Consider the following 21,515-nt stretch of genomic DNA (forward strand, 5'->3'; position numbering starts at 1 on the left):
CCTAAGATGAAATGGCAAATTTATTAAAGAGCAAAGCGCTTTACCTCGGTGTTGTTCGCTACTTGCTTGCAGTAGCCATGATATCTTATGCAGTTCCTAAAATATTGGGTGTACAATGTATAGTGAAGCCCTTTTATGTGTGGCAATTGCCGTTAGAGCAACTTTCGGGTAGCCAGCTCATGTGGGCTTTCCTGGGCCACTCACTTTGGTTCCAGGCATTACTTGGGTTGCTGGAACTGGTGCCGTCTATTCTATTGTTTTTCAGACGCACTGCTTTGTTAGGTGCGATACTCTTGTTACCAGTTTCGCTTAATATATTTTTAATTAATCATGCATTAAATGTATGGGTCGAAACTAAAATATTGTCGGGTATATTACTTTCGTTTAACCTCTTGGTATTTGCGTTTGAGTGGAAGAAGGTTGTTGCTATTATACACGCAATATTTCCTGGTGCTGAACAACTTAAAGGTCGATTATTAGAGTTTGCTATTAATTCGACGGTGCTTATTTGCTTATTAATATTTCTCTTCAAACATGCCAGCCCTAAAATAGGTGACACCAATGTTTTTACCGGCGACTGGCGGCACGGCCATCCTAATGAATGGATTTTGGAGGGTTCTAGAATTCGAGACAATGTTGAAGTTTTTAGGCAGGTCAAGCTATACTTTCAACCAGAAAAACGCTATTATGAAACTGACAGCAATAAAACTATTGGTGGAATCAATTATATTCTTAATGAAAAGGAAAAAAGCTTAGAAATATTAACAACGAATAGATCTAAAATTGCCGGCAAATCGGCATATACTTTTGTTGATGATTCAACAGTAAAGCTGTATAGGCTTAGTGACGGAGGCATATTTTATCTTAAAAGGAGAATAATGAATGGCAAACACCCATGATGCAATTGGACTTGCGCCTCCATGTTGTTTCTGTTTTTTGAGATTTTATACTCCTGTCCGAAGTAAATATTTTACACGTTGAGATATTCTATTTCATCTAACCTTATACCATTATATTTTTTAATTAGCCGTGTCTTCCTTCTCTCTTTCTCGAAACATTGAAGATACTTGAACCGGCTATAATTTTGTTTTGCTCGTCAACCTGGTACATGAGTCCATTGTAGCTATTGAGCAATCTTTTATTGACTATTAACGAGTCTATCCAGTTCTTTTCCAAAATAAATATGCTATCGTGCATGGAGTAATGCCCGTGGCTAAAAACTGCCCCTAAGCCTTGTGTTATAATCTCATAAGTGCCGTTTTCTTTGAAATCAATATGAATTTCAAAATTGTTCAGAGGATCAGAATTACAGTATAATACGGAGGGGGAAGATATTATTTGATTCTTAATTAAAACAGGAATTGCTAACAACATCGCTATAATTAAGGAAATATACATTGGTCTGAATTGAGTTCTATCCTTTGTTCTGTGGTATTTCACATACCCTACGACGGACAAAATCAAAAAGACAAATGCGTTCAGCAAGGTCAAACACATATTGGCTAGGAATGTAAATATACTCTCATGAAAGAAACTTAAGGTGAAGTGCAACGCTGTAAAGGCTTCAAGAAGAATCATGACTGAAAGTAGAACGGATAGTGTCTTCGGCATATAATTCAGGTAAACAGGTTAGACTTAAACAGCACCAAATATATAATACTTACTAAGAGATTCTAGTACATTTGGTCAACAAATTGATGACAACGTTGTAGCCCGGTATTGAGTAGATAAACTACATATTTTAATCTCCCCACTTTTTCCGACCTTTGCGCATTTTAGTAGATAGTAAATAGTCGTTAGTAGATAGATTTCATAAATTAAGAAATATCAGTCGGAACTATCTACTATGTACTAACGACTATCTACCATAATTAACCAAACGAGTAAATGAGTTTCGAAAAAGAAATAGCCAAGCGCAGAACCTTTGCCATCATATCGCACCCCGATGCGGGTAAGACCACTTTGACAGAAAAACTGTTGTTGTTCGGTGGCGCCATACAGGTGGCAGGTGCTGTAAAGAGCAACAAGATAAAAAAGCATGCAACCAGCGACTTTATGGAAATTGAGCGCCAGAGAGGTATCTCGGTGGCAACTTCCGTAATGAGCTTTGAATATAACGATACCCTCATCAACCTCCTCGATACGCCCGGTCACAAGGACTTTGCCGAAGATACCTACCGCACACTTACCGCAGTAGATAGTGTAATACTGGTTATTGATAGCGTGAATGGTGTGGAAGATCAGACTCGTAAGCTGGTTGAGGTTTGTCGCATGCGTGATACGCCTGTCATTGTATTTGTCAACAAGTTAGACCGTGATGGTAAGTATCCTTTCGACCTCGTTGATGAAATAGAAAAGGAATTGAAATTGTCACTGCACCCTATGTCATGGCCTATTAACATGGGTAAGGAATTTAAGGGTGTATACAACCTGCACAATAGCAGCCTCAATCTGTTTACTGCAAGTCAGAAAGCAACCGAGGAAAATACAGTTCCTATCGCTGACCTTAATGATAAGTTGCTTGATGAAAAGGTAGGCGAGCGCAATGCTACCCAGTTAAGGGAAGACGTTGAGTTGTTGCAAGGTGTTTATGGCGAACTGGATACGGAAGAGTATCTGAAAGGAAAGGTTTGCCCTGTTTTCTTTGGTAGTGCTGTTAACAACTTTGGGGTAAAGGAATTACTCGATACGTTTATTCAGGTAGCACCACGCCCGCAAGGCCGCAACACCGATACTCGTTTTGTTGCCCCTACAGAAGCAAAGTTCACCGGTTTTATCTTTAAGATACATGCCAACCTCGATCCCCGTCACAGAGATAGAGTAGCATTCCTCAGGGTATGTTCCGGAAGGTTTGCACGCAATACCTATTACAAACATTGCCGCCTGAATAAAGATGTTCGTTTCAGCAATCCGTATTCATTTATGGCGCGCGAAAAGGACATTATTGAAGAAGCTTATCCCGGCGATGTGGTGGGTCTGTTCGATACTGGCAACTTCAAAATAGGTGATACACTTACTGAAGGCGAGGTAATGCAGTTTACTGGTATACCGGTATTCTCACCTGAAATATTTAAAGAACTGGTGAACAAAGACCCTATGAAAACCAAGCAGTTGGAAAAGGGTATTCGCCAGCTTACAGATGAGGGTGTAGCACAGTTATTCACTCAGCATGGCGGGCAGCGCAAGATCATTGGTTGCGTTGGTGAACTCCAGTTTGAAGTGATACAATATCGTTTATTGCAGGAGTATGGTTCTTCATGCTCATTCACGCCACTATCATTCTACAAGGCTTGCTGGATAACCGGCGATAAAAAAGCAATTGATGATTTCGTGCGTTTCAAACAAGCTAACATCATGGAAGATAAGGACGGCAACCTTGTTTACCTGGCCCAGAGCGAATGGTTCCTGAATACCGAAAGACAAAACAACCCCGGCATTGAATTCCATACTACGTCAGAGTTCAAAACAGCAATGAGTAGTTAGAAAATTTTAGGTGTAAAATGATAGAGAATCAGGTGTACCGCAAGGTGCACCTTTTTTTATGCATTCTTCGGTTGTCTCAATAAACTACCCGCCCAAGCGGATAATCCACCTATCAATCCACCCAAAACAGTCACTACTAATATCAGCAAGCCATAGTTAGGTAGCTTGAACAACGTAGCCATTCTACGCGACAGAATGTGCTCATTAGGAATGTCTTTGATCAACACCGCTACCAACCAAAACAACGCAATGCCGGCGAAACCCGCAAGAAATGACGTGCTGCCTTTCTTATTCATGATCATCGCCAGAAGAAAGGGTACTACAGCTATCATCCACCACGGCAGGAACACTTCAGCCACAGCAGATAAAACAGCGATAAGTATTATGAAAAGTATCGTACGCATGTTTGGCTTAAATTATTGATGGGCGGTTAATGTATATTTCAGATGGCTATCATTCTGTTTCGGACCATTGGGCAGGAATAACAATTTGTTATACTTGCCTTCTGTCCAGAACGGCAGGAAGTCTGCATAATACTTACTGCCGGGGTTACCTGATTGTCCGCCTGGATATACACCGTAAGCTTCTATCTCCTTACCCATCTGCACTACCATTCTCCACGATGGCCCATGGTTGCCCTTAGCTGCATTTACCGTGTTGCCCCAACCGCCTATCTTCAATTGGTCATAGCTAAATGCCGGTAAATTGGTCAGATGTTTTACACTGGTGTTCTTTACTTTATACCATTCCAACCCATGTTTCTCAGCTTTGGCCACGCTATCCATCGCTTGCTTAAAGCTCAGTTTCATCAGCACATTAAGATGTTCAAGTTGTGGCAATTTAGTTTTGCTTGTATCTGCCTGCGCCAGCAACTGCATCGTTCTTTCTGGTAACGGATAGAACTGCGATGGCACATTGCCAATTCCCTCCCAGATCTTATTATAAAGGCAATACCACCATATCTGGAAGATCGTCCCTTCCTTACTATCTACTGCCAATTGATAGTTCCACTTCTTCAGGTTATCTATGTAGGTTTTTTCGTAACCTTTAAAATCATCAGGCAGGTTCTTCAGCATTATCGGAAGGGTGTTAGCTGCAAGTATCGAATAAGTATCATTCTGTAACGCAAACATATCATTGATAGATGCTTTTTGCATTCCGGTCAATACCTGGTTTACTCTCCATGCGCGCAATTCAACAAAATCGCCATCGTACCAATAAGGGTAGGTAGCGTCTGTAACGCATTGATTAGCAGAAGCAATAAAGCCTTGCGCCGGATTGAGCACATGCGGATTTTCACGCATCGGTATCAGCTCTCCCCATTTGGTCGATGACTTCGATCCGTCCATTATATACTTACCCTGTCCTTGCCATTTGTTCACAAACTGCCCTTGTCCCCACAGTGCCACATTGCCTTTCCGGTCTGCAAAAGCCATATTCTGTCCGGGGCATTGGAAGTTGAGAATACCATCTACCCAGGTATCATAACTGGTCGCACGGTTCATCATGTACACCGCAAGTAACTCATTGGTTCCTTTATGTGCCATCCAGCACATAGCCAATGGTTTTTCCAATCCACCTTCAGCTTCAAACTGCTGATCGTAAGTTATAGGGCCGTATATGGTATACTTAACAGTGTCTACAAAAGTGAGGTCGTTCTTTATGACTATCGTTTCCAGTCGTTGTTGATAAGACACCTGCTTACCATCCAGCCAGTATTTGCCTCCGTCGCCATCCACTTTCTTTATCAGGTAGTAATCCTTTACGTCCCTGTAATTATTGGTAAAGCCCCACGATACACTATCATTAAACCCTATGATCACTCCAGGTGCTCCTGGTAATGATGCCCCATATACATTCATGCCTGGTGCCTGCAGTTGCACCTCATACCACAGCGATGGCAGATGCAAGCCAAGGTGAGGGTCATTACACAATATTGCCGCGCCGCTCTGTGTTTTGCTGCCAGACAATGCCCAGTTATTACTTCCTATACCATCCTCGCGTTCTTCTGTAAAATCCTCACGCTTAAACCGGGGATACATTGTATCAGCTGGTGCTTTCGGCACGGTTAGCGACGGCTTCTCAAACGTAGTGCCCACAGGTATTACAGGCGATGAGCCGGCTAAACGCTCCGGGTACAGCAATTCCAACATCTCCGCTGACATTGTTTCGCGCAGGTAAGTAAGCGGAATATCATTGGGGCTACCAGTCAGATCATCAGCCATATATTTAAGCAGGAGTGCGCTCTTAATATTGGTCCATGGCTCAGGTGCAAATCCCATCAGTTTATATTCAAGAGGGTAGTCCCTGTATTTAAGTTGAGCTATATAGGCATTTATACCTTCGCTGTAGGCATCCATCATCACTTTCGTGCGTGGGTCTGCTTCCATGGCTTTTAGTGAATTTTCAGCTGCATACACCATACCTTTCCTACGCTGCTCCCTGTCATAGTCAAATGCCTTCTTCCCAACCACTTCACATATTCTTCCGGCAGCGGCTCTAGTCTCCATGTCCATTTGCCATAGGCGGAAGGTGGCATGTAAGTAGCCTTCCATAAAATAGATGTCATGGTCATTATCTGCATGAACATGTGGTACCAGGCGCTCATCCATCCATACAGTCACAGGCTGTTTCAACTGGGGCAACTTCAGGTCTGCGGCAAAGTTCTTGTTCGTGGGTTCGGCACTTGCCCAGCATCCGTTTACGGGGTCCAGTAACCGCCCTATAGCAGGCAGGTCGCCAATAGGATTGTCTAACAGGTAAACCAATCCACAGGTTGCAATCAACACTATTATTGCCAGCGCTATCCGCATCTATATGGGTTAAAAGTTTGTTTTAATAGTTGCCACAACTTTCAAGTCGTGGCATAAATAACATTAATAAAAACGGCTTTAGCCAAAATATTAAAGACGCACTAATATAAACTAGCCACGACTAGGCAGGTAATTGAATAATATATTTCTTCCCTAGTTTAACAGTCAGCTTATGCGCCCTTAGCCATGGGTTATATATCTTCAGCATCTTGTAAGTGGTGTTGTTGGCTTTTGCCCATACTGCCAGATCTGCAATAGTTGCTGTTACTTCTACATCCTTACCTTTCAGCGGCTTATATGCCTCTGCAGGGTCTATCATATTCCCTGCTATCTTAGGGTTAGACAACAAGTATTTCAAAGCCAGTATCCTGAAAACGTACCGATTAGTTTCATCCGGAAAGATCAGGTCATAGTAATTGGTTGCTCCTTGAAAATCGGCCTGACTGTTATAGCCACCCATACCGCAGTTGTATGATGCTGCAGCTGCCGTCCATGTACCAAACTTATCATGAGCCTCCTTAAAATACTTACAGGCCGCATCTGTTGCCCTTGCTACGTTAAAACGTTCATCAACTTCATCGCTTATTTCAAGGCCATAGCGTGGACCGGTATCCTTCATAAACTGCCAGAAGCTGGACGCGCCGACACCCGACACCGCATTCTGCTGTAAAGAACTTTCAGCTACTGCTACATATTTAAAGTCATCCGGAATACCGTTGGCTTTCAATCGCTCCTCAATAACCGGCATATATCTGCCTGCTAGTTTCAGAATATACAGCTGACTACCATGCACATAGTAGTTAACTATCATTTCCCTGTCCAATCGTTCTTTTACTTCCCACCTGTCCAATGGCACCGCCTCACCGCTAAAGTCGAGGCTGGCTGGCAGGGCAGGGGAGAACCACTTATATTGTGGTCTGCCCTCATTATTCACTTCTACTGTTGTGGCTCCCGGTTCGATCTTGCGTGACGCTATGCCTGCAACCACGGCTACTCCAATAGCCAGCCCGCAGAAAAAGTAAATGACAGGTTTTGTTTTAAACTTCATTTGTTGCATTTGACTATAAATTTACTCAATATCTCCCATTGTTGGTATGACCAAAATCAAAAAAGAGCGGATGAACCGCCCTTTTTCTAAAATAGGAATCATTTATTAGTTCTTCATCGTGGTCGTATTGGTATTCAGCAGATCCATCAACTCGTCTAGTTTAGGTTCGAGTATGATCTCTGTTCTGCGGTTTAGACCTCTGCCGGCTGGTGTAGTGTTCGTTGCGATCGGGTCATAATACGCACGACCACTTGCCACAACACGCTTTGGCGAAACATTATAGTCATCGATCAATACGTGTGCAATCGAAGTAGCACGTCCCACGCTCAAAGCCCAGTTGTCAGCATACATCTTATTGTGTATAGCTATACTGTCTGTGTGGCCTTCTACATCTATATTTATGTCGTTACTGTTATTCAGAACCTGCGCTACCTTAGACAATGCTTCTTTTCCCTTAGGATTCACAACTGCACTACCTGATGGAAACAGTAAATTCTCCTGCATAGATATATATACTCTGCCATTCTTCATGCTTATGGTCAATTCATTGGCGTTAAACCCTGTTAGCGCATCCGCTATTTTCTGGCGCAATGCCTCAGTAGCCTTTTGTTGCTGATCCAATAGTGCCTGCATTTGCTGCATACGTAGTCTCTGTGCAGCTACCTGCTCCTTGGTCATATTCAATTGACTCTTGGCCGAGTTCAGTTGATTATTGGTCGCCTGGTAATCAACGCCCAACTGGTTTAGGCGGTTGTTCATATCGCTAATACTGCCGGACAGCATACTTACTGTGTCGTTCAGGCCGCGCACTCTGCCGTTGAGCATATCGATCTGTTTCTGATTCATATCAGCTCTGTTTCTTTGGGCCAGGTATTTCTTCTTGGCTACGCACGAACTTAGGAATATCATGCAAAGGCAAATGCAGATGGAACTTAATGCTAATTTTTTCATGGATGTGTTTTTATATACCCATTCCAAAATCATGCCAATAGACTATTCATTCAATTTATTTTGCCATTCTTGTCAAGTATTACCTAAATGTCACAGATTTAGGTATTTTTGTTTCACTTCTACAAAAGAGGGTTCCAACTAATGAAAAAACTCATGATGCTTTCGGTGGCTATTTTGCCACTTGTAGTTAACGCTCAGGACAATCTGGTGGCCAAACTGGATGCCAACAAGAGCGATAACGCTAAGAAATATGAATTTACAAAGATCATCAACCTTGAAAATACAAGCATAAAAAACCAGGCTAGTTCTGGTACGTGCTGGAGTTACTCTACTAATTCTTTCCTCGAAAGTGAGATGATGCGTATGGGCAAATCTCCTGTTGAACTGGCTCAGCTCTACAGCGCACGCCGTGTTTATGAGGAAAAAGCAGACAATTATGTGCGTATGCATGGTTCTGTTGCATGGGGCGATGGCGGTGCCTGTCACGATGTGATCAATATGTACGCTAAGTATGGCGCAATGCCACAGGTAGCTTACACTGGTCTTCATTATGGTACCAACAAAAACAAGTTTGCCGAGTTTCAGGCTATGCTGAAGGCTATGTTGGATGCTGTTGTTTCTAATCCCAATGGTAAGCTCACTCCATCGTGGAAGACAGCCTACACTGCTGTATTAGATGCATACCTCGGCCCTGTTCCTGAAACCTTTACATGGGAACACCGCACCTATACTCCTAAGAGTTTTGCTCGCGAGGTGGTAGGTATTCACCCTGAAGATTATGTAGAATTGTCATCATTTACCACTGCACCTTATTATAAGAAGACCATCCTTATGGTTCCTGATAACTGGTCGTTTGACAAGGTGTACAACGTGAAGATGAATGATATGACAGACATCATAGACAATGCTTTGAACAGCGGTTTTACTGTAGCATGGGCTACCGATGTAAGTGAAAAGTACTTTAGCTGGAAGAATGGGGTAGCTTATGTACCTGAAAAAGATTACGAAGACATGGACGATTCTGCAAAGAAGCACATGTTCGATGGCCCTATGGACGAGCGCCACATTACACCTGAAAGTCGCCAGGCTGCATTTGATAGCTACGAAACTACTGATGACCATGGTATGCATATAGTAGGGTTGGCAAGAGATCAGAATGGCCGCAAGTACTATATCGTTAAGAATTCTTGGGGAGATAAGAACGATCATAAAGGATATATCTATGTTTCCAAGGCTTATGTTCGTTACAAGACCACAGCTATCTTGCTGCATAAAAATGGCATACCTGATGAGTTGCGTAAGAAGATGGACCTGAACAGAGAATAACTTTAAAACTCAAAAGTAAAAACTGAGAAGTAAAAACCTCCTACCTGTTGAATGAGTGACGGATAGTGTTTATAACACTTTAGGTTTTGACTTTTATCTTAATATAAGTGCTGCTTTTGATAAACTCAATAGCGGCACTTTTTGTTTTAAGCCTATTATACTTACTTTTGCTACAGTCATGAAACTAACACAACACGTAGCAGAAGCTAAAAAAACTATCATTTCTTTTGAAGTTTTACCCCCTACTAAAGGCAGAAGTATAGACTCCCTGTTTAGTACGCTCGATCCCTTCATGGAGTTCAAACCGTCATTTGTGAATGTTACCTATCATAGGGCAGAACAGATATACAAGAAGCGGACAGATGGCAGCTTTGAAAGGGTAGAGATACGCAAAAGACCAGGCACCGTAGGTATTTGCGCCGCACTCATGAATAAGTACCAGATAGAGGCCATACCACATCTTATATGTGGTGGCTTTAGTATGGAAGAGACGGAGAATGCCTTAATTGACCTTCACTACCTGGGTATCAAAAACGTGTTAGCCCTTCGTGGCGATGCTGCCGCCAATGAAAAGTTCTTTGTGCCGCATCCGCATGGTCATAATTATGCCGAAGAGCTGGTGAAGCAGATCATCACCCTCAATAAAGGCCAGTACATGGAAGACGATATACTGGACGGTGTAAAGACAGACTTCTGCATAGGTGTTGCCGGCTACCCCGAAAAACATTTTGAGGCTCCTAATCTGGATATTGATGTTGCCAACCTGAAGCGCAAAGTGGATCTGGGTGCAGACTACATTACTACACAAATGTTTTTTGACAATAATCACTACTACGACTATGTGGCACGTTGTAATGCAGCGGGTATAAATAAGACCATCATTCCGGGGTTAAAGCCATTGTCTACCAAGAAGCAACTAACTATAATACCTCGCGTATTTAATGTAGAAATACCCGTAGAATTATATACCGAAATAATGAAGTGCAAGACCGACGCCGACGTTGAATTGGTAGGTACAGAATGGTTGCTTAACCAGTGTCGCGACCTTTTAAAGAACAACGTTCCCGTATTGCACTTCTATACTTTATCTAAGCCGCATATCATTTATAATGTGCTGAAGCAGTTGTTTTAAATGACACGAAACAGAGTGCCATTTCAATAGAGTTGCTCAAGAGGCAGCTCTATTTTGTTTTCGGCAACTACATGTCGACAATATGCTCATTTAAGGAACGGTGGATCTTTAATTGTTTCCAGAAATCCCCTCAATGATTCAGGTTTCATAAGTAGTGTAAAGGCTATGCCATATAGGGCGCCCCACAAATGTATTCCGTGAGCTATATTATCTTCATTTTTTTTATTCATGAAGTATGAATAAATAATGTAGCCAATGGCAAACAAAATAAAATAAACGGGGATGATGAACTTGATATATACTATACCCCATGGCCGGAATAGCACCAGTGCAAACAGTACGGCAGATACGGCACCACTTGCACCACAAGCCCGGTAGTTGGGGTTGTCTTTTTGTTTGGCGTAGTCATTAAGGCAAGACAAGACTGTGGCTGATGTGTAGAAAACGATGAACTGAGTCTCAGAAAATACATGTCCTTCCAACTGGGTGCCAAAGAAATAGAGGGTAAGCATATTGAAGAACAAGTGCCCGAAATCGGCATGTATAAAGCCTACCGATAGAAAGCGAAAAGATTCTTTTCTATTTTCTTTCATTTCATACGGATGCAGGCACAAGCTATTAAAGACAGCCTCGTTGCGCATAGCTATAATTGACACAATGCTGGTGATGACGATAATACCAATGGTAAGCATCCTTATTCTTTTTCGTCTATTAGTGTTTCAGCGTTTCCTGTATAGGTGTTGGTCTGATCGGTATGCGTATCCGCATTGTTTTCGGCAACAGGTATAGTTTCTTGACGCGTATTATACTGATAATTCTGGGGTTCGTATTCCGGTTCCTTTTTACGGCTGAACCATCCCGCCACTTTCTTCCTGAAGGCTGCAAACCCACCAAACATTGCCAGCAAGATCAGCTTTATGTTCTTTAGTAACAATACTATAAGCCCCGTTTTAGCTATCAGCTTTCCTGCTATCAGGCCGCCTATTGTATATGCTGCAACCTTATCTATAGATGGGTTAAAATCCGAATATTTATTGCCGTCGTTGAATGTGGTTATTTTCAGTACATCAGGTATGTGTTTGTTGATATCAGCAAGCTGGTCCATGCGGCCCACCGCATTAAGGCTTAGTACGCCTTTTCTGCCTAGTACCCTTACATCATAATTCAGGGTAAGTGTTGAATTAGCGTCATCCCCGAATTGTACTTTTTTAGCCCAGTGCAGCACCTTATTCTCTTTGTCGTAGTATGGCTTTGCAGCCCAATCCAGCAGGTGGATCGACGGATAGCCTTCCTTTGCCCTTGCCTTGTTGTTTTCGGCTTCTTCTCCCTGTACGTTCTTGAGCAGATCGTCGTAGTTGATCTTATCTGCATCCTCGTCCTTTACATAACCCGACTCATCATAGGTGACTACAAAAGACCACGAATTGGTATCAATAATAGTATAGTGTTCAGCAACTATCATCCCCAATATGCCATCGCTTTTGGGATTGCCCCACAGCTCGTGAACGATCATTTCAGCCTTATCAGCCGGTATGAACTTATATCCGGCGGGGATATTAAGTGTGGCAACATCCTTTATTGCTATTTTGCCGTGCTGGAAGTTTAGTGAAGCGTCGAAAGAATCAACATAGTGCTTGACCATTGCCTGCTGCAGCGCATCGCTGTCCACTTTTTCTTTCCCAAACAATCCGTTTGCCAATAAAATAGCGGAAAACAAAAAGATCCTGAAAGGATTACTTAGTGCGTTGTTCATTTATTCGTAGTGTTTATTGTTATAGTAAAACGCCGACAATATAGGCTAACTTATCGTAGAACACAAATAATGCGGTTTACATTGCCGCAGTAAAATCGTTACCGGTAACCTGAAAATCTTTGTGTGTGTCTTCATATTTGTAATATAGCCGACATTCAGTTAGCTGTTAGGGTTATACTTTTGCATTAAATATCAATTATGAAGACAATATTCAAGCACATAGCCATAGCAGTACTTGGCCTTAACTCATTTTATAGTCATGCGCAGCAGGTGCCTAAAGTGGTAGTCGCAGAACATTTTACCAACACTTGGTGTAGCATATGTGCCAGCAAAAACCCGCCGTTCTTTGCTAATCTTGCTAATTTTTCGCAGGTACTGCATGTGGCTTATCATCCCAGTGCGCCTTATCCGGGCTGTCCGCTAAGCATGCATAATGCAAGTGAGGCCGATGCCAGAACTAATTTTTACGGTATCTACGGTGGTACCCCAAGAGTCGTCATCCAGGGCAATGTACTTGGTTCGGGGACCTCCTTTGCTGATCCTAACATATTCTCGTCAGTATCAGGCAGTACGTCGTCATTTGTTATGGCGGTCGATCTTAGTCGCATTGGTACAGATTCACTACAGGCTGAAATAAGAATAAGGAAAACGGATACCAGTTCACTTACCTCCGCTATGTTGTATGCCGTTGCCACAGAAGATACGGTAGTGCTGGCGTCAGGAAATGCTAATGGTGAACCCCGAAACTATGATGTATTCAGAAAATCATTTGTTGGTAATGCATCCATCTCTGTTACCCTGCCTGCCGCAGTGGGTGATTCCATTGTAATTGCAAAGCGAATAGCCACTAGTTCGGTCTGGGTATTAAGCAGGATGACCGCTACAGCGATGTTGCAGGATGCTAACAAAGTAGCTATACAAGCCGTCCGTTCAGCTAAGATCCCGCAAACAAGCGGTATTGATGTTGCCAATAATACAGACCTTATTGAAGTATATCCTAACCCCGCTACATCACAGTTATTTATAAAGAAGTTACCATCATCAACAATGCGATACCAGATGATAAACCTTAGCGGCAGCGTAGTTTCAAATGGGGAAGTAGATAGTTCTTTATCTTTCATTGCGGTTGATCAACTACCTGCAGGTATATATGTTCTTTCATTGAGTGGAGCAGGTATGATGTATCGGTCGGTTTCGTTTGTAAAAGAATAGGGGATTTGAACTACTTGTTACCGTTTCATTACTGTACCTATATATAATAGAAGGAAAAGACCGCGACGGCTAAAATTTACAAAGCCATCTGTGCCTCAATAGCATTACTGTCTACACCACGCTTATACAAGTTGCGGCTCACCTTGTGGGCCTGCAGGTAACCATTGGGGAAGGGAACGAAATAGTTTTCGAGTTCGGCCTTCGACAGATCTTTGCTCAGCCACCAGTCGCGGCGCTCTGGTGGTATGATCAGCGGCATGCGCTTTTTCTTATTGTGTATCTCAGCCATCAGCTCATTGGCTGCCGTGGTAATGATGGAAAATGTCTTTACCTGCTTATCTTCTTCTTTATTGTACCAGTCGGAATACACGCAACCCAGTGTGAGCAGTCCGCCATCTTGCGGATAGATATAGAATGGCTGGCTGGTTTTATCCGGTTGCTCCTGGCCTTCATAAAATCCTGTAAGTAACAGCAGTCCTCTTTTGGGGAGTATGTAATCCTTGTATGTACGTTTGTCAAAGATCTCCTCAGCCTTTGGCAGCAGCGGCATGGTGAATGCCGTAGCATGGAAATAAGAAACAAACTTGTCCATCTTTATCAGGTCGCGCAGATCGGGTTCCACCTTATCGAAATATCCTTTTGCCTGGTCCTGGTTGGGGGTAGCTACGCGGTTGCACATTGTTGCAATTTAGGGAAATATGAAACAATGATTAAAGGACTGTCTAAGATACAAGACAGTTCCATTATTCATCGCTAATCTTATTCCATAGCTCCGACATTGGTTAACACTACGTAACATGGGAGAGCGTGGCTGCGACGCATATCCGTTTGTTCTATAATTTACATTATGTTAAATAGAAAATTGCGCATTGAAAAACAGCGCTGTAGAGCACTGCAAAAACCAACTATTATACACCCTATGGATGAAATAAATTTAGCTATAAAAACGATAACCAGTAAATCAAGGAACTTTATTTTTTAGTAAATTTTACAACCTGTTTTTAATGAATCTATTAGGCATAAAATTTAGCATTCTGTAAACTTCTGACAAATCTATATTGTTTTTGTCGAAAAACCTTACTTTTGAAAAAATATTGTTATGAAACACTTCGGAATCAAAAGCGAGATTAAAGCAGAAATCTATAGGCAATATTCGTCTGTAGTTGATTTTCTTGAAAAAAATCCCGAGTTGAATGTAAGTGAAAGCGGCATTTGCCAACGTTTAGACCCCACTAGGGGCTGTAACTTAACAAAGTTGATGCCTATAGTGTCTGCGCTTAAAATGCAGCTTGCTTTAAAGCGTGGATAAGAAATAAAAATAAAGAAATGAATATACCCTGCCCTATCGGACAGGGTTTTTAAATTTACAGAATTTGGCATTAGTTTTGTTTAGAAATCGCTAAAGTAACTGAGCATGAGTAGGCCAACAGGGAATAAAAATAAAAAAGCTGCATTATCAAAAGAAAGGGATAATTGCGGAACGTGCAAAAGGCGCAGGTATGCAGAGTTCATGATACCGCTACTAATGCCTTATCCCGGACACTTACATAAAAAGAAAACAAGGTATTTCTGCAACACTCCTGAATGTTTGCCCAAAAATTGGGAAAACTTCGTTACGCAAATGCCGCTACCTGGATTAGATTAAGAAGGCCTGCATTAATGCAGGCCTTCTTTGGTTAAGACAATTTCTTTAAGATACTCCAACGATATTGATGTAATTCAATCAATTCTTTATTTAGTTTTTTCTTCCAAGTGGCCGTATCCCTGTAAGGCCATACGAATATACATGAGACCTTACATTCGTTATAAATTTTCTCCCTAAATGTGTACGAAGGAATATTACCGCTAGCTGCTACCTCAATGTAAATTCCCAATTCAGGAAGAAAAAAATCGGGAGACCATAACCGAGGACGGCCACCTTCTTCAACGTAAACAGGTATTTCATAGTCCCAGAAAATGCCGAGTTCCTTCAAATAGTCAGCTACGCTTTTTTCGGCAGCTGTCATTGATCCATATATTGAATTTGCCATAGCACAATTATACAATAAAGGTTTGATTTCCAATAAGAAAAGGAAAGTCTTTTTGATGTTGCCTAACGCCGGCAGGGCGTTTCACGTGATAGCTTCCATTGGCCACAGGCGTAAGGACGGAGGCCGTTAGCTGTTTTTCCGCTATCGCGGCCGCTTAAATGTTAATGAAGATTTGTTATTATTATTTTGAAGCATAATAGCTATAGTAAAGGATTTAAACTAAATTCTCCGGAAGCGGCCACCGGTGATATCGCACCGATCGGCGAAGGATCTTCAAAAATGTTTGTTAATGAAAACCGCTTAAATGGTCTACGGCCAACAACGTGTACACATTGTTGGCCGCATCTCGTCCCCTGACAGTAATTAACTCGGAGACCGGCTACTAAGCTTCCATTGGCTGACGGTTAATTACTCCGCGCTGTTTGTTTCGCCTTTCACATTGCAATATTACAAAAAAAAAGCCCACGCAGAAACGCAGGCTCAAAAAAAACAAACAACATGAAAATTCTATGCTTTATAAAGCGATGACAATAAACCGTTAGATAACGTAAAGGCGTCAAGGTCATCAGCAACATTAGTTGCTATAACACCGATTTCATCTCGATTGCAAATAAATGTATAACTAGAACTAGTTATAACTACATTAACCTGTTCAGCAGAAAAATCAGTACTTAAAACCGGTACACCATCGATATCGTTTAGTACATCGCCGTTGCCATCTAATTCATAGGTAGCTGGTGTAGATGCAAGGTTAACAAATTTAAATACTGAATTAGCCGGCATAATAGTCCAAGAAATGTTCCTTTTACCTGCGTAGGTTGCATACACCTGGTTACCATTGCCATCAAGCAAATTACCTTGCGTTCCATTGCCACCATAAACAAAAGTTTCGGGTATATACTCCTCGATAGCAATGAACTGTGTGCCGTCGGTACCTCTACTTGTAATTATATCGAACATAAAAATTATTTAAAAATTGATTGAATGAATGTGATCGCCTGCCTAGCGTGTATCTTATGCTTGTACAGCATGACGCAGGTAAGGAAGATAGTAACCAGTTTGGCTATGATAGCGACTACTAAATCAATGTCTTGTAGTAAGCCGGTGAAGTTGGCATACAGCAGTATAGTTGTTAGAAACGCATCAAGGAAGAAAAATGTTTTCGGAAACATATAAAGAGGATTATTAAAACGACAACAATAGAAGTACCCTTATTTTCTTTAACCGTTCCTAACACTTCAAAAAAAAACCTGCAACTGATGCACGAAAAGCGGCTAATCCTCCCGCTAACTGTTCCTCCGTGATAGTATGTGCCGCTGCACCGTCTTCTATCTCAAATTGAGCCCTTGCAAGCTGTAAGGCAGTGTGTGTGTCCAGTGGTATAGGTTCATCGGCATCTATGCCCATCTTTTCGGCCATAGTGTTGATGTATGACTCTGTATCATTATCATCATCTGGTGGGGCGTATGCTGTAATGTAATCGGTAAGTGTTTTGCGGCCATGTTTATGGACAGCTGCATAAAAATTCATGAAAAAGGCACGGATACCGTTTTCCATCGTATCAAATGTGACGAATAGACCAGATGCACCCTTGTGCGTTCCGTTCTCTCCTTTATATCCTATTCCGGGCCTTATATTGCCGGGGTTGTTACCTGATATCATGCTTAGTATGCTTTTACTCGTTCGCTTCGCTCAGGGCGAGGTGTGCGAACTTTTGGTTTAGAAAATTGGATGTGTCCTTTGTGTGTGGCCATGTTGATCACAAGGATAAGTGCGGCAAATGGTATTGCACAGATAGCAACAATGCAAAGCATTGCAACCAGTGCGACAACCAGTAAGACCGCTAAGACGACCAGCCAAGTGGCGTAGTTCTTTCCCTTAATTTCCATAGTTGATGATATAACCGACAAATGACAAATAAGGTGGGACGTAAGCAAACAGACTGCCTAAAGCAGCGGTGCCAGCAGGAAACGGGACAGCTGCACCAGTATTGCTATTACCCGAAAGTGTAGCAAGGCTACGGAAATTAAGTCCCATACTGGGAGCGTCAAAGTCACAGAGGTATGTGACACTGAAAGCAGCGGCAACGATAAACCCAAGATCATCAAAAAGGATGTTGTCAAACTGTAGTATTTCGTCTGATTCTGACCATGCGGCAGGTATACCAGATACACCCTGTGGATTGTAAGGTGTACCTAGTATTTCCTGAAAAATACCTTTGAACTTGGAGCATAACACATTTACACTACCGTAAGTTGATGGCTCAACTACTCCCGGAACCTTTGATAATAAAGCCTTGTTATTAATGCGCAACTGACCAAAAAAAGCATGTTTTGAGGGCTTTAATTGCTCAGCAAGATTGCGAAAATTACCATGATATGGTGTGACTGTAGGTAAACCGCCTACAGCGTAAGCGGTCCGAAGTAAATCGCTTATGTAGTCTGTATCGAAAGTCATTACTTAATTTTTTTGTATATTTTGTAAATAATGAAGCAGCCTGCACCGATCGCAGCAACTACTATACCTTTTTGAAGCATGTCAGACAGCTTAGAAAACCAATCTTTCATACCTTCAGGGAGAACACTTTCAGCGGCATTTTTTGCCATGTCAACAGCCTGACTAAATACGCTAGCAGTCATGTCTTCAATAGACTTGTAATCTACAATAATGGGCCGGCCGTCTGGAAATTCATATGCACCATCAACGTACATAACCCATGATTGTTGCTCGGGATCTTCAAGGCGCATCCATAACACACTTTCAGTAACAACATTATAGGTCTTAAGTTCAACAACAGTGGCATAGTCTCCTTTAGCATGCGAAGAAAGGATACCTATTTTATTGCCATTTACACCATCGTACAGATCGACTGTCATAGCATACTTGACAGCGATATTTTTACCTAAAAGTGTTTTTGCAAGAATCATGAGAAAATGAAAAGTGGGCGGTTGTTAGCCGCCCAGGTGAAAGATTATTTGAAAGCTGCTTCGATCTTTGTATCGATGTACTTAAAGAGGTCAGTCTTTATGTCTTCAGTTATCTTCTGAATATCGGCAACTGTAGGCTGTCCGGTAAGCTTATCGATAATGAGGGATTCCAGATCCGCGAAAAGTTCCTTAACAGGATCGCTGGTAAGGAAATCGTTAGTAGGATTGCTATCCCCTTCTTTCTTTGGTACGAACTGTGACGCCGTATCTTCAGGTGTAGCCGGTGGTGTACCACCACGATGTAAAATATCTAGTCCGTGGATGAAGTGGAATAATCCAAGTGTCAATTTTTTCATATAAACGTTTTGACACCTTAACCCGGTCCATTGACGGAACCGGGTTAAGGCTAATAATTCTTATACGGATTCATGGTTACTTCCTGACCGTTTACATTTCCGTGTATTGCGTCAGGGTTAAATGGCTTCTTTTTATTGAAGAAGAGGAAGTAAATAGCCGCAGCAATTGCACCCAGAATAGGCCATGAAAAACCAAAAAGTGTAAAGCCTTTTGATTTACCACGCCTGCTAACCTTCCTCCGAAATGACCTTCTAGGATTACCGAAGCGGCTACCGCTAAAGCGTCTTTTAAAAGGGCGGGAACTGCGAGTTCGACGGTAGGCACGTTTTCTCTGTCTAAACCTACGGAAGCGGGATTTTAACCTACGGAAACCACGAAACCGCTTTTTATTTCTGTATCTGGGCATGCCATTGTTATTTTAAGATAAGCTGAATTTTTGCGCCTTTGATTTCTTCTGCCGCTGCCATTCTTCGAATTCTTCTTCATCGTCACTATCGTCGTCATCGGTTGCACCTGGGTTATTGTCAGCGACCATCCAACGAGCGATAGACTTTACAGAGAAAAGGAATGCAAAGCATAAGAATACCTGAAACATCCAGTGATCCATATACTCAGCGTACTTCGCATATTTAGGATCGGTCTTCATGTTCGTGTACCACAGAGACGCTTTGTCTTTTAGTTCGGTATGTTTACCGGGTGCCATGTCAATGAACTTGGCAATAAGCATAAAAAGGAAATCTACAAGTGTCATGTTGCTATTTTTTGAAAAGGAAAATAATTGCTACTATCGCTCCCACTACTAAAAGCATTGTGCTTTGTTTCTGGTCTGCTTTGAGCGTAACATCTGTTTTTACTGTCGGTAGCTGAATTCCTTTTACACCGTTAAGAACGGAGTTCATGAAATTCAAAAAACCGCTTCCGCCTGATGGTTGCGCAGGATAACCACCGGCAGGATAATTGGGGTTGTACGATACTCCGTAGTCTGTTATCTCTTCCATGCTATTTCTTTTTAAAAAGGATGAGTAATACAACAGCGATAACGGCCAGTACAAGCGGATTTTTCAGCAAGTCACCGGGACCGCCAGAGCCAGATGCGCCGGGAGAGCCAGCACCCTTACTACCGCCAAACATGCCTTTGAACATGTCGGGGAATCCGCCTGCATTTGCACCGCCGCCCATCATGCCGCCTGACATGATGTTACCTACTGCACCGCCTATCTGACCAGCTGCACCGCCTATAGCGCTGATGGTAGCGCCTGCACGGCTTATCGGGTTCATGTGGTTCTGGTAGGCTACAATGTCAGCTTGTGTACGGTCATCGGTATTGTGCTTGCGGGTTTCCTGACGTTGTGCGGCCATCACTTCTTCGTGATGCCTACGGTCTTTGTCCTCTTCAAGCTGTCGCTTGCTCCCGAATATTCTACCAAATAATGACATAAGAAAAAAATTATAAAGAAGGTGGCGGCAGGGTTCGGCCTACGGCCACACTTCTTTGTGAACAATTAACGCAGGTGACGTGCACCATTCCTTGCAGCGTTCAGCGACTTGCTTATAGCATCGTTGCCGATGTGCTTTGCAACGTGCTGTACGTGTGCGGTCTGGTGCTTGTGCATCGTTTCGTGTGCCCTGATGTGCGTTTCGCCATCATGCTTGTAACCACGTACAACGATGAAGTTGTTTGCCGCCGTGTTAAGGGCTGCGTTCATGGTCAGCGTTATGCGTACGTCATGCATCAATGCACCGTTGTGCGAGTGGATGCGGTAACACTGCCCCCTGATGTAGCGAGCTGTCTGTGTTTCAAACATGCGCATTGAGCGGCTGTTGAGGTGATCCGCTGTCTCATTGAATGTGCCAATGTTGGTATTCAGCTGTATTCCCGTTACTACCTGATTTGCGTCAGTGGTAGCGGCCGTAGTCGCTAATCCCTGATCGAAGTTCAGGAGCGTGATAGTCTGAACGCCATCGCCAATTACTTCAGGGTGAGATGCAACGGCTCCCTGCACTGCCTTTATGGCGATGTATGGTATTCCATGCTCTACACCGAAGGCATCAACCCACTGGATATCAGTAACACACTGTGCTACGTTGAAATACGAGGTGTAGGTACCTGAAAGTACGCTTACATCTGTTTCCAGCATATCACCGCTGTGACAGTTGATCACGTCAGGTAGCGTTATGCGGATATGCAGCAAGGCTTGGCCCAAGCCTTTTTGCTCCAGATAAGTAGCTGAAACAATTGCTTCCAATCCCCTTTCGTAATGGCTATCTACTGCATAGTTCTGCAAATTGCCCTCCAGTATTGTATGATCCGTACCGACACGATGAAGAATAGACTTCACTGTGATATTCCGCAGTACTGGTAATGTTGTAACCGTACCCGTTCCGGTACTGTTTACAAGGCGCATGGTAACCGCAAGTTCCTTGACGGTACGGCCTGCTACTTTTTCTTTTCCGGTCGTTTGACCTACGATCTGTGCCATAAA

At 42.6% G+C, this 21,515-nt stretch carries 26 protein-coding genes; 7 read left to right on the forward strand and 19 right to left on the reverse strand.

Annotated features, from left to right (window positions below; translation table 11 throughout):
• Window positions 1–11 precede the first annotated feature (11 nt).
• Complete coding sequence (locus CJD36_RS03585; RefSeq protein ID WP_105037721.1) at window positions 12–899, forward strand: hypothetical protein; 888 nt, start codon at window positions 12–14, stop codon at window positions 897–899.
• A gap of 124 nt (window positions 900–1,023) precedes the next feature.
• On the opposite strand, the gene CJD36_RS23160 is transcribed toward CJD36_RS03585, so the two are convergent.
• The gene (locus tag CJD36_RS23160; protein WP_161499196.1) at window positions 1,024–1,374 is read right to left on the reverse strand and encodes a hypothetical protein; all 351 of its coding nucleotides are present in this window, start codon (window positions 1,372–1,374) and stop codon (window positions 1,024–1,026) included.
• Window positions 1,375–1,887: 513 nt separating this feature from the next.
• Here CJD36_RS23160 and CJD36_RS03595 point away from each other — a divergent pair.
• On the forward strand, window positions 1,888–3,483 hold the full coding sequence (locus tag CJD36_RS03595; protein WP_105037723.1) for a peptide chain release factor 3: 1,596 nt from the start codon (window positions 1,888–1,890) through the stop codon (window positions 3,481–3,483).
• Between the two features lie 56 nt (window positions 3,484–3,539).
• Here CJD36_RS03595 and CJD36_RS03600 read toward each other — a convergent pair whose 3' ends face one another.
• The 4 genes from CJD36_RS03600 to CJD36_RS03615 all read right to left on the reverse strand — a co-directional run bounded on the left by CJD36_RS03600 (window position 3,540) and on the right by CJD36_RS03615 (window position 8,295).
• A complete protein-coding gene (locus tag CJD36_RS03600) occupies window positions 3,540–3,887 on the reverse strand; it encodes a hypothetical protein (RefSeq protein ID WP_105037724.1) in 348 nt (115 codons plus the stop codon).
• Between the two features lie 12 nt (window positions 3,888–3,899).
• Window positions 3,900–6,296 (reverse strand): penicillin acylase family protein, encoded by a 2,397-nt coding sequence (locus CJD36_RS03605; RefSeq protein ID WP_105037725.1) that lies wholly within the window; start codon window positions 6,294–6,296, stop codon window positions 3,900–3,902.
• 121 nt (window positions 6,297–6,417) lie between these two features.
• Entirely contained in the window at window positions 6,418–7,344 is a 927-nt protein-coding gene (locus CJD36_RS03610) for a lytic transglycosylase domain-containing protein (protein ID WP_161499197.1), read from the reverse strand.
• 105 nt (window positions 7,345–7,449) lie between these two features.
• A complete protein-coding gene (locus CJD36_RS03615) occupies window positions 7,450–8,295 on the reverse strand; it encodes an OmpA family protein (RefSeq protein ID WP_105038054.1) in 846 nt (281 codons plus the stop codon).
• A gap of 141 nt (window positions 8,296–8,436) precedes the next feature.
• Here CJD36_RS03615 and CJD36_RS03620 point away from each other — a divergent pair, with 141 nt between their 5' ends.
• Entirely contained in the window at window positions 8,437–9,621 is a 1,185-nt protein-coding gene (locus CJD36_RS03620; protein WP_105037727.1) for a C1 family peptidase, read from the forward strand.
• 178 nt (window positions 9,622–9,799) lie between these two features.
• Window positions 9,800–10,753, forward strand: a complete 954-nt coding sequence (gene metF / locus CJD36_RS03625; RefSeq protein ID WP_105037728.1) for a methylenetetrahydrofolate reductase [NAD(P)H] — start codon at window positions 9,800–9,802, stop codon at window positions 10,751–10,753.
• A gap of 86 nt (window positions 10,754–10,839) precedes the next feature.
• Here the strand turns inward: metF and CJD36_RS03630 are convergent, their stop codons facing one another.
• Window positions 10,840–11,445 carry a rhomboid family intramembrane serine protease gene (locus CJD36_RS03630; protein ID WP_105037729.1) on the reverse strand — a complete coding sequence of 202 codons (606 nt, stop codon included), beginning with the start codon at window positions 11,443–11,445 and terminating at the stop codon, window positions 10,840–10,842.
• Window positions 11,446–11,447: 2 nt separating this feature from the next.
• Window positions 11,448–12,506 carry a DUF2167 domain-containing protein gene (locus tag CJD36_RS03635; RefSeq protein ID WP_105037730.1) on the reverse strand — a complete coding sequence of 353 codons (1,059 nt, stop codon included), beginning with the start codon at window positions 12,504–12,506 and terminating at the stop codon, window positions 11,448–11,450.
• 198 nt (window positions 12,507–12,704) lie between these two features.
• Between CJD36_RS03635 and CJD36_RS03640 the strand changes: the two genes are divergently transcribed.
• Window positions 12,705–13,718: a T9SS type A sorting domain-containing protein gene (locus tag CJD36_RS03640; protein WP_105037731.1), complete on the forward strand. Its 1,014-nt coding sequence runs from the start codon at window positions 12,705–12,707 to the stop codon at window positions 13,716–13,718.
• 76 nt (window positions 13,719–13,794) lie between these two features.
• Here the strand turns inward: CJD36_RS03640 and CJD36_RS03645 are convergent, their stop codons facing one another.
• A complete protein-coding gene (locus tag CJD36_RS03645) occupies window positions 13,795–14,397 on the reverse strand; it encodes an SOS response-associated peptidase (protein ID WP_105037732.1) in 603 nt (200 codons plus the stop codon).
• Window positions 14,398–14,817: 420 nt separating this feature from the next.
• On the opposite strand from CJD36_RS03645, the gene CJD36_RS03650 reads away from it, so the two are divergent.
• Together CJD36_RS03650 and CJD36_RS23165 are read left to right on the forward strand one after the other, a co-directional pair.
• Entirely contained in the window at window positions 14,818–15,027 is a 210-nt protein-coding gene (locus CJD36_RS03650; protein WP_105037733.1) for a hypothetical protein, read from the forward strand.
• A 105-nt stretch (window positions 15,028–15,132) separates the two neighbouring features.
• The gene (locus CJD36_RS23165) at window positions 15,133–15,363 is read left to right on the forward strand and encodes a hypothetical protein (RefSeq protein WP_105037734.1); all 231 of its coding nucleotides are present in this window, start codon (window positions 15,133–15,135) and stop codon (window positions 15,361–15,363) included.
• 31 nt (window positions 15,364–15,394) lie between these two features.
• On the opposite strand, the gene CJD36_RS03660 is transcribed toward CJD36_RS23165, so the two are convergent.
• The 11 genes from CJD36_RS03660 to CJD36_RS03715 all read right to left on the reverse strand — a co-directional run bounded on the left by CJD36_RS03660 (window position 15,395) and on the right by CJD36_RS03715 (window position 21,512).
• Complete coding sequence (locus CJD36_RS03660) at window positions 15,395–15,748, reverse strand: PDDEXK family nuclease (RefSeq protein ID WP_105037735.1); 354 nt, start codon at window positions 15,746–15,748, stop codon at window positions 15,395–15,397.
• A gap of 507 nt (window positions 15,749–16,255) precedes the next feature.
• Entirely contained in the window at window positions 16,256–16,708 is a 453-nt protein-coding gene (locus tag CJD36_RS03665; RefSeq protein ID WP_105037736.1) for a hypothetical protein, read from the reverse strand.
• A 5-nt stretch (window positions 16,709–16,713) separates the two neighbouring features.
• Window positions 16,714–16,920, reverse strand: coding sequence for a hypothetical protein (locus CJD36_RS03670; RefSeq protein WP_105037737.1), 207 nt, complete (start codon window positions 16,918–16,920; stop codon window positions 16,714–16,716).
• 58 nt (window positions 16,921–16,978) lie between these two features.
• A complete protein-coding gene (locus CJD36_RS03675; protein WP_105037738.1) occupies window positions 16,979–17,410 on the reverse strand; it encodes a hypothetical protein in 432 nt (143 codons plus the stop codon).
• Between the two features lie 216 nt (window positions 17,411–17,626).
• Window positions 17,627–18,205: a hypothetical protein gene (locus CJD36_RS03685; protein ID WP_105037740.1), complete on the reverse strand. Its 579-nt coding sequence runs from the start codon at window positions 18,203–18,205 to the stop codon at window positions 17,627–17,629.
• Window positions 18,205–18,675, reverse strand: a complete 471-nt coding sequence (locus CJD36_RS03690) for a hypothetical protein (protein ID WP_105037741.1) — start codon at window positions 18,673–18,675, stop codon at window positions 18,205–18,207. The genes CJD36_RS03685 and CJD36_RS03690 overlap by 1 nt, the downstream gene beginning before the upstream one ends.
• Before the next feature lie 44 nt (window positions 18,676–18,719).
• On the reverse strand, window positions 18,720–19,031 hold the full coding sequence (locus CJD36_RS03695; protein ID WP_105037742.1) for a hypothetical protein: 312 nt from the start codon (window positions 19,029–19,031) through the stop codon (window positions 18,720–18,722).
• 419 nt (window positions 19,032–19,450) lie between these two features.
• Complete coding sequence (locus CJD36_RS03700) at window positions 19,451–19,783, reverse strand: hypothetical protein (protein WP_105037743.1); 333 nt, start codon at window positions 19,781–19,783, stop codon at window positions 19,451–19,453.
• A 4-nt stretch (window positions 19,784–19,787) separates the two neighbouring features.
• On the reverse strand, window positions 19,788–20,030 hold the full coding sequence (locus CJD36_RS03705) for a hypothetical protein (protein WP_105037744.1): 243 nt from the start codon (window positions 20,028–20,030) through the stop codon (window positions 19,788–19,790).
• A 1-nt stretch (window position 20,031) separates the two neighbouring features.
• Window positions 20,032–20,469 (reverse strand): hypothetical protein, encoded by a 438-nt coding sequence (locus CJD36_RS03710; protein ID WP_105037745.1) that lies wholly within the window; start codon window positions 20,467–20,469, stop codon window positions 20,032–20,034.
• Between the two features lie 65 nt (window positions 20,470–20,534).
• On the reverse strand, window positions 20,535–21,512 hold the full coding sequence (locus CJD36_RS03715; RefSeq protein WP_105037746.1) for a hypothetical protein: 978 nt from the start codon (window positions 21,510–21,512) through the stop codon (window positions 20,535–20,537).
• Window positions 21,513–21,515: the final 3 nt, after the last annotated feature.

The organism is Flavipsychrobacter stenotrophus (assembly GCF_002954265.1).
Lineage (GTDB): Bacteria > Bacteroidota > Bacteroidia > Chitinophagales > Chitinophagaceae > Flavipsychrobacter > Flavipsychrobacter stenotrophus.